At 48.7% G+C, this 12,643-nt stretch carries 11 protein-coding genes; 5 read left to right on the top strand and 6 right to left on the bottom strand.

Features of this window, described 5'->3' with window-relative positions:
- Window positions 1–38: 38 nt before the first annotated feature.
- The 5 genes from G3W54_RS01445 to G3W54_RS01425 all read right to left on the bottom strand — a co-directional run bounded on the left by G3W54_RS01445 (window position 39) and on the right by G3W54_RS01425 (window position 6,306).
- On the bottom strand, window positions 39–2,486 hold the full coding sequence (locus tag G3W54_RS01445; RefSeq protein WP_162651380.1) for an FAD-dependent oxidoreductase: 2,448 nt from the start codon (window positions 2,484–2,486) through the stop codon (window positions 39–41).
- A 104-nt stretch (window positions 2,487–2,590) separates the two neighbouring features.
- Window positions 2,591–3,556, bottom strand: a complete 966-nt coding sequence (locus G3W54_RS01440) for a LysR family transcriptional regulator (protein ID WP_162651379.1) — start codon at window positions 3,554–3,556, stop codon at window positions 2,591–2,593.
- Between the two features lie 196 nt (window positions 3,557–3,752).
- Entirely contained in the window at window positions 3,753–4,115 is a 363-nt protein-coding gene (locus G3W54_RS01435; RefSeq protein WP_162651378.1) for a hypothetical protein, read from the bottom strand.
- 83 nt (window positions 4,116–4,198) lie between these two features.
- Window positions 4,199–5,314, bottom strand: a complete 1,116-nt coding sequence (locus G3W54_RS01430) for a helix-turn-helix transcriptional regulator (RefSeq protein WP_162651377.1) — start codon at window positions 5,312–5,314, stop codon at window positions 4,199–4,201.
- Window positions 5,315–5,403: 89 nt separating this feature from the next.
- Entirely contained in the window at window positions 5,404–6,306 is a 903-nt protein-coding gene (locus G3W54_RS01425; protein ID WP_197742766.1) for a YoaP domain-containing protein, read from the bottom strand.
- Between the two features lie 63 nt (window positions 6,307–6,369).
- Here G3W54_RS01425 and G3W54_RS01420 point away from each other — a divergent pair, with 63 nt between their 5' ends.
- The gene (locus tag G3W54_RS01420; protein ID WP_244627806.1) at window positions 6,370–8,823 is read left to right on the top strand and encodes a tetratricopeptide repeat protein; all 2,454 of its coding nucleotides are present in this window, start codon (window positions 6,370–6,372) and stop codon (window positions 8,821–8,823) included.
- Window positions 8,824–9,001: 178 nt separating this feature from the next.
- On the opposite strand, the gene G3W54_RS01415 is transcribed toward G3W54_RS01420, so the two are convergent.
- A complete protein-coding gene (locus tag G3W54_RS01415) occupies window positions 9,002–9,811 on the bottom strand; it encodes a S24 family peptidase (protein WP_162651376.1) in 810 nt (269 codons plus the stop codon).
- 372 nt (window positions 9,812–10,183) lie between these two features.
- On the opposite strand from G3W54_RS01415, the gene G3W54_RS01410 reads away from it, so the two are divergent.
- The 4 genes from G3W54_RS01410 to G3W54_RS01395 all read left to right on the top strand — a co-directional run bounded on the left by G3W54_RS01410 (window position 10,184) and on the right by G3W54_RS01395 (window position 12,641).
- Window positions 10,184–10,729, top strand: coding sequence for a DUF1376 domain-containing protein (locus G3W54_RS01410; RefSeq protein WP_162651375.1), 546 nt, complete (start codon window positions 10,184–10,186; stop codon window positions 10,727–10,729).
- Window positions 10,719–11,207, top strand: a complete 489-nt coding sequence (locus G3W54_RS01405; RefSeq protein WP_162651374.1) for a hypothetical protein — start codon at window positions 10,719–10,721, stop codon at window positions 11,205–11,207. The genes G3W54_RS01410 and G3W54_RS01405 overlap by 11 nt, the downstream gene beginning before the upstream one ends.
- A gap of 1 nt (window position 11,208) precedes the next feature.
- Window positions 11,209–11,733, top strand: a complete 525-nt coding sequence (locus G3W54_RS01400) for a hypothetical protein (protein ID WP_162651373.1) — start codon at window positions 11,209–11,211, stop codon at window positions 11,731–11,733.
- A 266-nt stretch (window positions 11,734–11,999) separates the two neighbouring features.
- Complete coding sequence (locus G3W54_RS01395; protein ID WP_162651372.1) at window positions 12,000–12,641, top strand: hypothetical protein; 642 nt, start codon at window positions 12,000–12,002, stop codon at window positions 12,639–12,641.
- The last annotated feature ends 2 nt before the right edge of the window (window positions 12,642–12,643 follow it).

Raw genomic sequence — 12,643 nt, 5'->3', positions numbered from 1 at the left:
AGTTTTATGAAAAGTGCTTATCGGGCGATGATTTCACTCTAACCATCTGAATATATTGCTGAATCTATTATTGTTGCCTCAACCTCACCCCCCAGCACCAGCGCCGTTAGCTCGTCTTTCGCATCCACATCTACAAATGCATAGGCGAGGTTTTTGCCCGCACCGTTATTTGCGCGATGGCCCCATCCGGCGGAGGTGATGGTGCCGACAACTATGCCGTTTTGCATGATGGAATCGCCCGGGTGGGCTGGCGTGGTTTTGCTGTTAAGTTCCAGTGTCACGAGCTTACGGCCTGTGGTTTTTCCAGCGCCTTTGGCGACCATTTTTTCAAGCGCAGATTTGCCGATGAAGTCACTTTCCTTATCTATCTTGGTGAAAAAGCCAACGCCTGTCTCATAGGGATTATATTCGGTGATAATATCGGCTTTCCAGTGGAGATAGCCCATTTCCAGCCGCATGCTTTCAACCGCCCGCATGCCGAAATAGCCGATATTATGAACTTTGCCTGCTGCCATCAGCGCATCATGCACGGTCACGAGATCATCATTGGGAATGTGGACCTCATAGGCCAGCTCGCCCGAAAAGCTGACAGACATGAGAATGATCTCAACGCCCGCGATATTTGCCTTCATCGCGCAAAGCGGCTTGAAGGCTTTTGCTGAAATGTCATGATCTGGCAAAGCAGCTTGCAGAACATCGCGCGATTTTGGACCGGCTAGCACTAGGATTGTATATTCGTTGGTTAGGCTTTTGATTTGGATAGAGCCATCATCGGGCAGATGCTCGGTCAGCCAATCCATATCGTGCGCCTCCGATGCCGCAGCTGAGCCATACCAGACTTTGTTCTCGTCCAAGTTTGCTAATGTTGCTTCGCCTTTGACCATACCATGATGATTAAGCAGATAGGTGAGGCCAACTTTGCCGACCTTGCGCGGCACGCGGGAACAGACGATTGTATCGAGCCAATCATGCACATTCTGACCCTCTGTGCCCGTGGCACTCGTAATCTCAAAACGGTTGAACCCGTTGACTTCGCAAAGGCCAACGCCATTTTGCACCATGGCAACCTCGCGGGCGATAAGCGGATGCACATTGTTGAAATGGAATGACAACTCTTCGGTAAAGTCGGGATCAGGTTTGATGTAATCCAACCTTTCCCAGCCATTAACGGGGGCGAACGAGCCGCCCGCAGCTTTCAGCACATCATAGAGCGCAGTGGTTTTGGCCATGCGCCCCGCAGGGAGGTGTTCGTGCGGCCGATGAAAGCGGAATTCATTTTGATAATCTTCAATGGCTTTCAGCGCTGTGTGCGGCACATCTGCATAGCGGGTAAAGCGGCGCGGATCGATGCACCATGTATCATAGCACGCCTCACCGTGGGCGATGATTTGCGCCAGAAGCCAGCCATGTCCGCCACCTTCGCCAAGGCCCGCGCGAAGGCCCGTGATGCAGTAGGCATTGCGTTTGCCCGGAATTTGACCCACCAGTGGCAGGCCATCGGGCGTATAGGTGATCGGCCCATTGATAATGGAGTGAATGCCCGCTGTTTCCAGGCATGGCAGGCGAGCAATGGCGCCTTCCATCACATCCACCACACGATCCAGATCATCCGGGCAAAGCGCATTGGTAAAATCAGGATCAATGCCATCCAGCCCCCATGTTTTGCAATCCTGCTCGTAAAAGCCAATCAGGAGGCCTTTTTTCTCGGCGCGCTGATAAAAATCATCGGTCGGGCAACGAATAAGTGGCACGCGGAAATCATCACCCAAAGCCTCAATTTCTGGAATGGCCTCGGTGAGCATATATTGATGTTCCATAGAGGCAACGGGATGTTCTACCCCCATCATCGCGCCAATTTCATTGCAGCGATACCCGCCCGCATTGACGATTTTCTCGGCATGAATGTCGCCCTTGTTGGTGCGTACAATCCATGTGTGGTCGGGTCTTTGGGTCAGACCTATCACGCTGGTATGGCGATAGACTTGTGCGCCCGCAAGCCGCGCGCGTCTGGCCAGAGCCTGGCAAAGCTGCGCAGGGTCGATATCCCCATCCAGCGGGTCCCACAGGGCGCCCAAAAGGTTATCAGTTGTAATAAGAGGGTGGCGACGCTTGCATTCTTCGGCATCAAGAATGTCGAGTTCCACGCCCATGCCCTTGGCCATAGACTGAAAATGCAGATAGCCATCCATATGCCATTGCTCGGATGCAAGGCGCAAGCCGCCCGTGCCATGGTGATAATTGATGGGATATTCAGGATCATCAGCTAACTCTTTATACAGATTGATGGAGTGCGTTTTTAGCCCCACCATTGTCTGGTTCGGACCAAGATTTGTCACCTGTGCCGCCGAATGCCATGTGGTGCCCGAAGTCAGCTCATCACGCTCTAACAACACGCAATCAGTTATACCTTCCTGCGTAAGGTGATAAAGCGCAGAACATCCACCAATCCCGCCGCCAATGACAAGGACTTCCACCTGTGTTTTCATGAACCTGACCTCCAGAAAATCATAAATCTATGACGCCAGTTAAAAGTGAAGATAGACCAATTCAAGCAATGTTTCCCATGCGCAATAAATTCGAAAATGATTTTCTAATTTATGATGGTAAAATGATCCTTCAGCCAGGGGTAAGTTGTATGCACTGGTTCAATGGCGTGAAGATGCAAAAGTTCATATAATCTGGCACGCACCATCTCTAACATCTGGTTCGGGCAGTCATCGCTGGAAAATATGCCAATTTCTCGCGCAAATTGCTGCTTTGGTATGTTAACAAGACGTACATTTCCATGGCTGCGCTTGCTGTGCGCATATAGTAGCGGCGTGGTGATAGCCCAGCCGGAACCCGCAGCAACAAGCGCCATCAGGGTGGCGTTATTTCCCAGCCGCATGCGCTTTGGCAGCTTGATCTGCATACGCTGCAATTGCGCTTCGATCTGCTGGGAGATCATTTGCGAATGATGAAACTGCAGATAGGGGATATCTGTCTCACCGGATAAAAATTGCTCTGCATCAAAATCACAGCTTTCGGGCACAACTATAACAAATGGATCACGTAGGATCGGTTGATATGTCATGGCGGCAATGGGTGCAGATGGTCTTGCCATAATGCCAATATCCAAGGCGCGATCACGCATCATATCCAGCAAGGTCAGGCTGGTTTCAATCTGGTAGGAAAAATCCATTTTCGGCAGTTTTTCATTTAAAAAAACCGCCAGATCAGGCACGATTTCTGTTTCAAAATCTTCAATAGCACCAAAGCGAAATTGGCGGCCAGACTGCATGACTTCGGCATTCGCATTGGCTTGCGCTTGTCGCAATATTTGCAGCGCGGGTTCAATTTCGGCAAGAAAGCTCTCTCCCGTTGATGTTAAACTCAAAGGCTTTTTGCCATGATCAAAGAGTTCAATGCCGAGGTGGTTTTCGATTTTTTTGATATGGTGGGTAATCGTACTTGTGGAAATGGCCATTGCATTTGCTGCTGCACTTAAAGAACCGCAACGCGCACATGCCTGAAACACCTCTAAGGATTTCAAGCTTAAATCCCTCATTTCAGCCATCGCCAAACCCTGCAAAATCAAATATCTTTCGCAATATTACCTTAGTTGCGATAAATAAAAAGCAGGAATTTAAACCCAAACGCGGCTCAGGTAAATTTTAGCCTTTAAATAGTGTAGAGAAGAAAATGTTTCAGCCAACGGTTAAAGCTTGATGGCTGTAAACGCTGGCTAAAAGCTTTAGCTGTCGAGCGAAATATTAGTACATGCCACCGCCATCATCGCCGCTGGACTCCTCCGGGTTTTCTCTCTTTTCAATAGCAGCGGTAAATCTCTTGTTGCAGCGTGCTATGGTATCTGCGTCAGCAGTTTTTTCTTCAAAGGTACATGATGAAATTATCTTCCCACCCGGGCGATCAGGTGGCGCAACACCTTTGTCGACAATAAACCGAACTGTCTTTTCATCGTCATCTCGGCTTTCTGTATCAATTTTTGCCTCATAAATATCGTACTTTTTGCCGCTATAGGAGTATGTTCCGATTTTTTTATGCGAGCCATATGTTGTGCACGCAGCAAGCGCAAAACTGAAAAGAAAAATTGGTGCGGCGCGATGAATTTTCATAAATTCCCTCCTCAATAAATAGTCGTTCGAGAGGGACTATTCCTGATTTCTCGGCCTAAGTAGTCATCAATATTAATGAGGCCTTACATGTAGCGGGTTAAAATTCGCGCTATATCAATCTGCCTGTTAATTGACATTTTCTGCATAACACGTTGAATATGTGTACGAATTGTCGGTAGTGCTACGCATAATTCGGCAGTAATTTCTTGCGCGGTTTTGCCATTGGCAATCATCAACGCCACATTTGCTTCTGCGGTGGTAAGGCCAAAACCATCCATAAGTTCGTTGATTTCAAGCGTGTGGCTATGCGTGGGATCGGTGATTAAAATCATGAACCCATTGCCAGATTGGCGGCGGTTTTCTTGATGAGCGGTAATTGGTTGAATGCTGATCTGGTAGGGGGCATCACCAGATGGTCGCGGTATGAGGAAGTTTTGAGCGCGGTGCTTATGAAAATCATCGGAATCATCTTGTCGCAGAGCGCTATCCAACTTTTTGCCAATTTGTGCACTTGAACAGTGTAATCTGCCTTTGGCGTAGGTAAGACCATCATTTTTTCTAAAGATAGAGATAGCGGTTGCATTCATTTCATTGATTTGGCCATCTTCATTTAGTAGTAAAATACCCCTGTCAGAAATCTCGAATGCGTTTTCAAAACCTTGCATTCGAGTGAGCATTTTGCCATGTTGAACATGCAGTTTAACAGTGCTTTTGAGAGAGGGGGCGATATACTCAAATGCCCGAAGTTCGTCTTTTGTTGCAACACCGTTACGTGCGCTTTTTTGAACTGAGATAATGCCCACTTTGCCTTTGGTTTCAAAGGCTTTCAACGCTATAAAATACCGGAGATCAAAGGGGCGCAAAAAATCTGCATAGAACTCATGGTGATCCATCTCCTTTTCAGCCATAAAGATATTATCATGCATGATCTGCGGCGCACCGGCTCTGTTCCCAAAAGCAATTCGCGGGTTAATCGGCATATAATGTTGGATATAGCTGTCTTTGATTTCGATCTCAGAGCTATCAAAATGTTGTATGGAGTGGCCGTGTCGTTTATCGATCAACTCAAATGTAGCGAAAGAACCACCAAATAGGTTCGCCATCTTCTGCAGCGAAGGTTCCCACATATCCTGATTAAGAACAGCCTCATTAAAGCTGATAGCGATGTCTGTCAGATCATCAAGGCTTGGACTTGCCATCAATCCCCACATTGTTTTTCATCATTTTAGCGGGTTTTGCTTAAGTTGGCGAATCTACGCGGTTTTTCACGCTTTAATTTACGATGAACTTACTTGAGTGCCTTCTCGACAACCTTGTCAAACCGCTTGTCCATGCACACGCTCACATCGGTGGTGATGAATTTTCCATCGATAAATAGCGAGAAGATTGTTGCCGGTGTGGGGGCGTTTTGGGCAGCTTTCAACGTATCTAATTTGTGGGCAGTCCAATCTAATCCGCGCTTCTCGCAGGTTTCTTTGAGTGATGTTTTGATGTGATAATCAGTAAATGGGCAACGGTTGGAGTAATATACACTCACGCCCTTGGTATCTGGTGGTAATCCGTCACGTGCACTTTGTGCAAAGGCCGGTAGTGCGGCTTCTGCCCCCGGTTCTGCTGTAAGTGCAAGCAGGCTAAAGCCCGTATTAAGCGTATCAACTTCCTTAAAACCCTGTCGTAACAGCCATTTTCCATCGCTTTGAAAGTGCATTTTCTTTTTGCCAGCAATCGAGACAAGCCCGGCATACCCCTTTGCCTTGGCAGCATCTAATGCATCTTGCAGCAATGCTTTGCCATGCCCACTGCCTTTGAACTTGCCTGAAACCCAAAAGCAGCCCATTACCATCCATTGCGGGGCGACAACAGGCATCCATGCGGCATCGCCCGGGCCATATTCAATGAACACTTTGCCGCGTTCATCCAGCCGACGAAATCTGTATCCGTGGGCATATTGCGCCGATAACCAGCCCTTTTTCGCGCCATATCCTTGGGTGCATTTCTTGTCAGAAATCGCGCAGCAAATATGCGCATCCGGCAATGTGTCAGGCGTTAGTGTGATATAATCCGGCATATCGACGTGGCTCCTTGCGCTGATTGCCAATAATATACAATTTACGCGGCAATTGTCATTGATGCATGTCAAAAGCATCAGCAGAAATGGCGTCCATGCGCGGCCTCGCGCTTTGATCTTCACAGTTGAAATCCCACAACTTTACGTTAAGCTGCCGGGGTAAGATGCGGGGTGCGGAAGGCGAGGATGAAGAGCAAAATCTTTAAAACAGGAACCGAGGCGACAACTGCGCTTGTGTGTGCCTCGTGCATATTTGCAACTGCGCCAGCATTTGCAACAGGGGCGGCGGTGCTGTTGGGTGCGGCAAAACTCTACGATTACTACAATGCCAACAAAGCCAGATTTGGCAAAAATAGTGCCACCCTGCAAAAAGCGGTCGAAAAAGCCCTTGCTGAAAATCGCCAAGGCTTTGCACAGCGTTATCGCGAAAATTCTGACATTGAGGAAGAATTGACGCGGATTGAGAATAATTTCCGAGAAAAACTACCACTTTGCAAGTTTGAAATTCCGCATATTGCTGATGCTGTTAAAAACCCTGATGGTTTTGCTGCCACGATGGCAGGTAAAGTACTTGCCGGACTGGCAGGTGTTGACGAAGAATTCAGCGAACAACAAAACCAAGCATTGCCTTATCTTTTCATTCAGTCCTCGCTTGAATCAGGGTTTAAGGCCGCTGTTCTTGATCCTGATAATTTCAAAGACATCGCGCCTGAGATTTTAACCGACATGGCATCAACTTTGGCAAATATTCACCTCGTGATCCATGAGATTGGGCAAGATGTGAAGGCGATACGTGATGAGCTTGAGCGCATTGGTGTTTTAAAATCAAGTGATCTCACGCCAGAGCAGGAGTTCCAGACGCTTGTTGACCAGTTTCAACTCCCCTTAAACGAGTTGCTGGGCCTCATTGCAGGTGTGCTGGATCAGCACGTTGCGCCGCAGAATTTTGGCCAAATGCTGGATGTGGCCAAGGCGGCACTGGAGAAGGTTAAAACCGATTATCAGCGCCTGTCGCGCCTTTCCAACGACGTGCCGGAAATCGGACCGTTTTTGGATAAAGCCCGAGCCGCGCTGGAAAATCATCAAGCCATTGATCTCAAGCAAGCGCAAACCGAGTTGAGAGCCGCACGACGCGAATATGATGCTCGCACAGAAAAACGTTTTAATGAGGAGAAAGAAAATTCAGCGCAGATGATTGTGCTGGAAGCGCAAATGGCCCAGGCGCAATCGAATGTGGATGAGGCAGCCGCGCTTTATGATGAAGCCATTGAAAAGGTGGCGCATAATCTACAGCTCAAACGCGATTATCTCTGGAATAAAGCAGCAATGCTTTACGACTTTGGGCAATATGCGAGCGATCCAAAATGGCTGAAGAATTCAATCGATAGTTGGGAGGTGCTTTTGAGAGTTTCTCCGCGTGATGATGATCCGGACACTTGGGCAGGAGTCCAAGTTAATCTTGGCAACGCGCTACAGGAACTAGGCGAGCGGTCCTCTGATGATGACCTGTTGCATCAGGCGGTTGCGGCCTATCGTGCGGCTCTTGAGGAATGGACGCAGGATAAAGTTCTGCTCCAATGGGCGATGACACAAAACAATCTTGGCACTGCGCTAAGGGCGCTTGGCGAGCGTTCATCAGATGATGATCTGTTGCATCAGGCGATTGACGCCTATCGGACAGCACTGACAGAGTGGACGCAAGACAAAGTGCCACTGGATTGGGCGATGACACAAAACAATCTTGGCACTGCGCTAAAGGTGCTTGGCGTGCGTTCCTCAGATGATGATCTGTTGCATCAGGCGATTGCGGCCTATCGTGCAGCGCTGACGGAGCGGACGCAGGACAAAGTGCCGCTCCAATGGGCGGGAACGCAAAACAATCTTGGCAATGCGCTACGGACGCTTGGTCAACGTTCATCTGATGATGACCTGTTGCATCAGGCGATTGCGGCCTATCGCGCGGCTCTTGAGGAGTGGACGCAAGACAAAGTGCCGCTCCAATGGGCGACGACACAAAACAATCTTGGCAATGCGCTTCAGGCGCTTGGCGAGCGGTCCTCTGATGATGACCTGTTGCATCAGGCGGTTGCGGCCTATCGTGCAGCGTTGACGGAGCGGACGCAAGACAAAGTGCCGCTGGGTTGGGCGGCAACACAAAACAATCTTGGCAATGCGCTAAAGGTGCTTGGCGGGCGTTCCTCTGATGATGACCTGTTGCATCAGGCGATTGCAGCCTATCGCGCGGCTCTTGAGGAGTGGACGCAAGACAAAGTGCCGCTCCAATGGGCGACGACACAAAACAATCTTGGCAATGCGCTTCAGGCGCTTGGCGAGCGGTCCTCTGATGATGACCTGTTGCATCAGGCGGTTGCGGCCTATCGTGCGGCTCTTGAGGAATGGACGCAGGATAAAGTTCTGCTGGATTGGGCGGGAACGCAAAACAATCTTGGTATCGCCTATGGAGTTCTTGCGCGAATGAACAATGACGAAGCCATGGCCAAAAAATCGATTGCTGCATTTAAACTGGCGCTGGAAGAACGCCGTAAAGACAATGCGCCCTATCAACATCAGCAGACGAAAAAAAATCTTGCGATTGCGGAACAGATTTTGGCCGATATCCGCGCCGGCAAAGCGCAATAGGACCGCAGGCAGTGGCCCAGCCATGCGAGATGGCTTGTGCTGAGAGTTCCTAGTCGCCTCTCGGTATATCGCTTCGCAATAACCTTTTGGCGAAAAGTCGCAAATTTGCGTAACAAATTTGTATTTCTAGTGGTTCAAAGTCTTGCGAGATGGCTTGCGCCAACACGTGCGCTTTGAACTATCCCCTCCATTGGAAGCTGGCGACAACGCGGCCATAGACTTCCACTTCCGAGGCGTGAAACTCAAAATCCGAATAGCGTTCGTTGTCGGAGATAACGTTGACGCGGTCTTCTGGCAAAAGTTCCAACCGTTTGATCATCAGCCCATGACCGTAGTTCACCGCATATAGGTCTGGCGGGGAGGGGTAGTTGTGGGATGTATCAACAAAGACATATGAGCCATTGGTCAGCGTGGGCTCCATAGAATCGCCCGTCACAGGCATGGCATATGTTTTGGTCATCTCCCGCCATCCAGCTTTTACCTGCTCGGGAAAAGACCAAAAACCATCGCTATCAGACGGGTCTATCGCCATGCCATCTTCATCAACTTGCACTGATAAGGTTCCGCCATTGCCCATACCGGCGTGAATGGTGAAATTTGCTATATCTCCGCCTTCGTGAACGGTGTTGCGGTTTGAGCCTGATTTAGATGCAGTATGACGAGGTTTATTTTGTCCGCGCTTGGGCGCATGTAAAGGTCTGGTCAGATCACCATCAAAAAACCCACTGTCGGAAAAGCCGCTTGGCTTAGCTCTTTCAGCAATATCATCTGTCCCTAAATGCTCATCAGCCATTGTTTCGCTCGTTATTGAACTATTGGCCAGGCGGCGTGAGCGGGCCAGCGCGCGGATGCGTTCGATAGCAGATCCACGCGGCTCTTGCCCGGACAGCCAGCGCGAAATGGTGGCTTGCGTGGTGCCAAGATCTCGCGCCAAATCCTCCTGTGTTGTGTCATCAAGCATGATGCGAAGTAGCTGGATATAGTCCATTTGAATGGCCAATCTTTCATTATAGCTTAAACGTATATAAAATACATATACGAATATTCATACTTGTCAAACGTATTTTATACGTATATACGTTAACGTATGACGCATAATTTATATACATTACCCATTGATAGGAAAATATGTCTAGGTAAGTTTGCTGTTAATCTGCAAGCCAAGATTATGCGCACCAGTTCTCAATTCGCTTCATCTTTTGCAAACCTCCTCCCCAGAAACCAAGCAAGATCAGATGAAGCCAGGCGGGGGGTGCCTTCGCCAAACTCCCGCGCGTTGTTTGGAGTTTTGTCTCCTGTCTTCAAGCTTCGCGCGGGTTGTCTTCGTTTGTTGCGTATTTTTGAGTAAGGTTTTCCATCCATGAGTGATCCTTGGTTTAAGTTTTATCCCTCTGACTGGCTGTCTGGTACGCGTGGCCTGACACCAGCAGAAACGGGCGTTTACATCACGCTTGTATGTATGATGTATGAAAATGATGGTCAGCTTATGCGCGGTGGTGCCAAGCAGGATGCGCGGCTTGCCCGGCGTTGTGGTTGCACCTTCGCTGCATTTAAAAAGATCATCAACAATCTGATTGTTGAGAAAAAACTAACCGATCACAACGGAGCATTGAGCAATAGGCGCGTTCAAAAAGAGCTGAATGAACGCATGAATCGTGTTCAAAAAGCAAGCGATGCCGCGCAGCAAAAATGGGCCAAAGCGCGGAGAAATAGCGAGCAAAATCAAAGCAATATTCCTGCTCCGACTTATCCTTCGCATAGTGCGAGCGATGCCAATTACCAGAACCAGAATCAGAAGACTTATAAAAAGAGTTCCAATGGCTATGTAAAAGCAGAAACGCCGCTTCAGCGCGTGTCTCGTAATATTGCCGCGGGGCAAAATCTGGGTGGTCAACATGATGACTGAACCGCAAAACCACGAGATGGCTATCCTAAGCCAGGTTGCGCGGCTTTTTCGTGCTTTTCCCGCTGGCAAGAATGTGGATGAGCATACGCTGCAAGATTATTGCGAGGCTTTTTCTGATTTCGATATTCAGATCGTAGCGCACGTTGTTGACAGGTTTCGGCTGGGCAAGGTCAAGCGCCAAGCGCCGTCTTTTCCGCCTGCTTTAGCCGAGATCATGATCCATATGCGCAATCGTCATGCATTTATCCGCTTGCAGAATGAGCGGGCAGAACTGGGGACAATCGGCGAGCCGAAAACAAACAGATACCTTCTGCCGAAAACCCATTTTTTAAACCGATATCAAACCCCATCGAACGTCGCACGTGCTGGCACAGCCATCGCGCAAGACTTCGATCATCATAAAATCCCATCGAATGTCGCACGTGCTGGCACAGCCATCGCGCAAGACTTCGATCATCAAAAAGAGGAGAATTCATAGCATGGGCGTATCCACATGGACCGACACGCAGGATCAGATGATTTTGGAGGGATTGAAGGCCGATCAGACTTATACGCAAATTGCCATCTCATTGGGTGTTAGCAAGGCCATGGTTTCCGGCAGGCTCTATCGCTTGCGCAAATTGCGCCCCGATGATGTGCCGGAAAAGAGGGTTCAATTTATCCATAAACATCGCTCTCGGCCCAGAACGGGACCAATGGCAAAAACGCCAAATATAGCATCTGCTGGTCAAAAAACGTTTGAACGCCAAGCCCGCAACAATGCAAAGAAAGCCACAAATCTTGCATCTGTGAATGGGCTAAAATATACGCCCAAAAATGATCCGGCACCCTTTATGACGCTCGAACGTGGCCAGTGCTCATGGTGCCTTGATGGGGATGAGGACGCCGGCGCCACCATGATGTGCTGCGCAGCACCTGTGGTCGATGCTAAAAAGCGCGAGGGTGACCGACGCTCAACCCATTGTCACTACCACTATCAATTGTCACTGATGCCCGGCAAATAGGCCATTTGATTCAAAGTTTTAAGCAGGAGATTCAAAGTCTAAAACAAAGAAAGTAACATCATGTTTGTATTGGTTATTTTGGTTTTTCTATCCCCGCAACAACCGGTAAAAGAGCAGTTTTTATTTGCCAAAAAAGGCGAGTGCGAAAAACTGGTGGAGATGGTCAAAACCGTATCAAAATATCGCGTTCTAACAAGTTGCCAACAGGTCATTTAGTCAAAAGTTCAGGCAGATAAAAGCGTAAAAGTAAAGCGTAGGAGTTATGTATGAGAGTTCAAAATCAGGCATCATTAGGTGGTGGAAAAGCGCAAAAAGAAAAGAAAAATGCAACGACAGAACAGGCCTTAAATCAAGAGGCGCGGAGGGGGTACACCCCGACAGGGAACTTAAAAAGCCAGTTTATCAAAACAGAGGTCGATTGCCCCTATAATGAAAATGCTAAAACACACAATGGCAAAAAGTACACAGAGCGGGTGACACGCCGTGTGTCGGATAACCCGCTTTTGCAATTGCACTCTCGCGGCAAAATCTCACAAGCGCAGTTTTTGGCAGGGCATAAATATCTGGCCGCACATCTGGTTTGCACAGGCCAAACGGGACAAGCCATCGACTATTCACGCCAACGGGTGGACTGTTCAACAGCGCCCATGACGCTGAGCGAAAAACAAATGCATGCCAGCGATTTGATCCGCAATGCAAACCGCGAACTCAAAGCAGATGGCATAAACGAAAAAAGCCCGATGGAAGCCATACTCCGCATCCAAAAAATCGCTGGCGAAAGCCTGAACGTCACCCAATATTGCAAGAATGTCAGAGGCCTAACCAGCAACAAATCCATCAGCAAACAGCTAGGGTTTTTGAGGGAAGATTTAAGCGTTTTGGCAAAATTATGGGGCTTTGAGAGGTGAAA

The sequence above is a fragment of the Lentilitoribacter sp. Alg239-R112 genome (assembly GCF_900537175.1).
GTDB lineage: Bacteria > Pseudomonadota > Alphaproteobacteria > Rhizobiales > Rhizobiaceae > Lentilitoribacter.
The sequence above is the reverse complement of the archived record's forward strand: the minus strand, read 5'-3'. Positions and strand labels throughout refer to the sequence as shown.

Excerpts from the sequence above, each read along its gene's own strand:
- G3W54_RS01445 (WP_162651380.1), bottom strand. The coding sequence starts at position 2,486 with ATGAAAACACAGGTGGAAGTCCTTGTCATTGGCGGCGGGATTGGTGGA.
- G3W54_RS01440 (WP_162651379.1), bottom strand. The coding sequence starts at position 3,556 with ATGGCTGAAATGAGGGATTTAAGCTTGAAATCCTTAGAGGTGTTTCAG.
- G3W54_RS01435 (WP_162651378.1), bottom strand. The coding sequence starts at position 4,115 with ATGAAAATTCATCGCGCCGCACCAATTTTTCTTTTCAGTTTTGCGCTT.
- G3W54_RS01430 (WP_162651377.1), bottom strand. The coding sequence starts at position 5,314 with ATGGCAAGTCCAAGCCTTGATGATCTGACAGACATCGCTATCAGCTTT.
- G3W54_RS01420 (WP_244627806.1), top strand. The coding sequence starts at position 6,370 with ATGAAGAGCAAAATCTTTAAAACAGGAACCGAGGCGACAACTGCGCTT.
- G3W54_RS01415 (WP_162651376.1), bottom strand. The coding sequence starts at position 9,811 with ATGGACTATATCCAGCTACTTCGCATCATGCTTGATGACACAACACAG.
- G3W54_RS01410 (WP_162651375.1), top strand. The coding sequence starts at position 10,184 with ATGAGTGATCCTTGGTTTAAGTTTTATCCCTCTGACTGGCTGTCTGGT.
- G3W54_RS01405 (WP_162651374.1), top strand. The coding sequence starts at position 10,719 with ATGATGACTGAACCGCAAAACCACGAGATGGCTATCCTAAGCCAGGTT.
- G3W54_RS01400 (WP_162651373.1), top strand. The coding sequence starts at position 11,209 with ATGGGCGTATCCACATGGACCGACACGCAGGATCAGATGATTTTGGAG.
- G3W54_RS01395 (WP_162651372.1), top strand. The coding sequence starts at position 12,000 with ATGAGAGTTCAAAATCAGGCATCATTAGGTGGTGGAAAAGCGCAAAAA.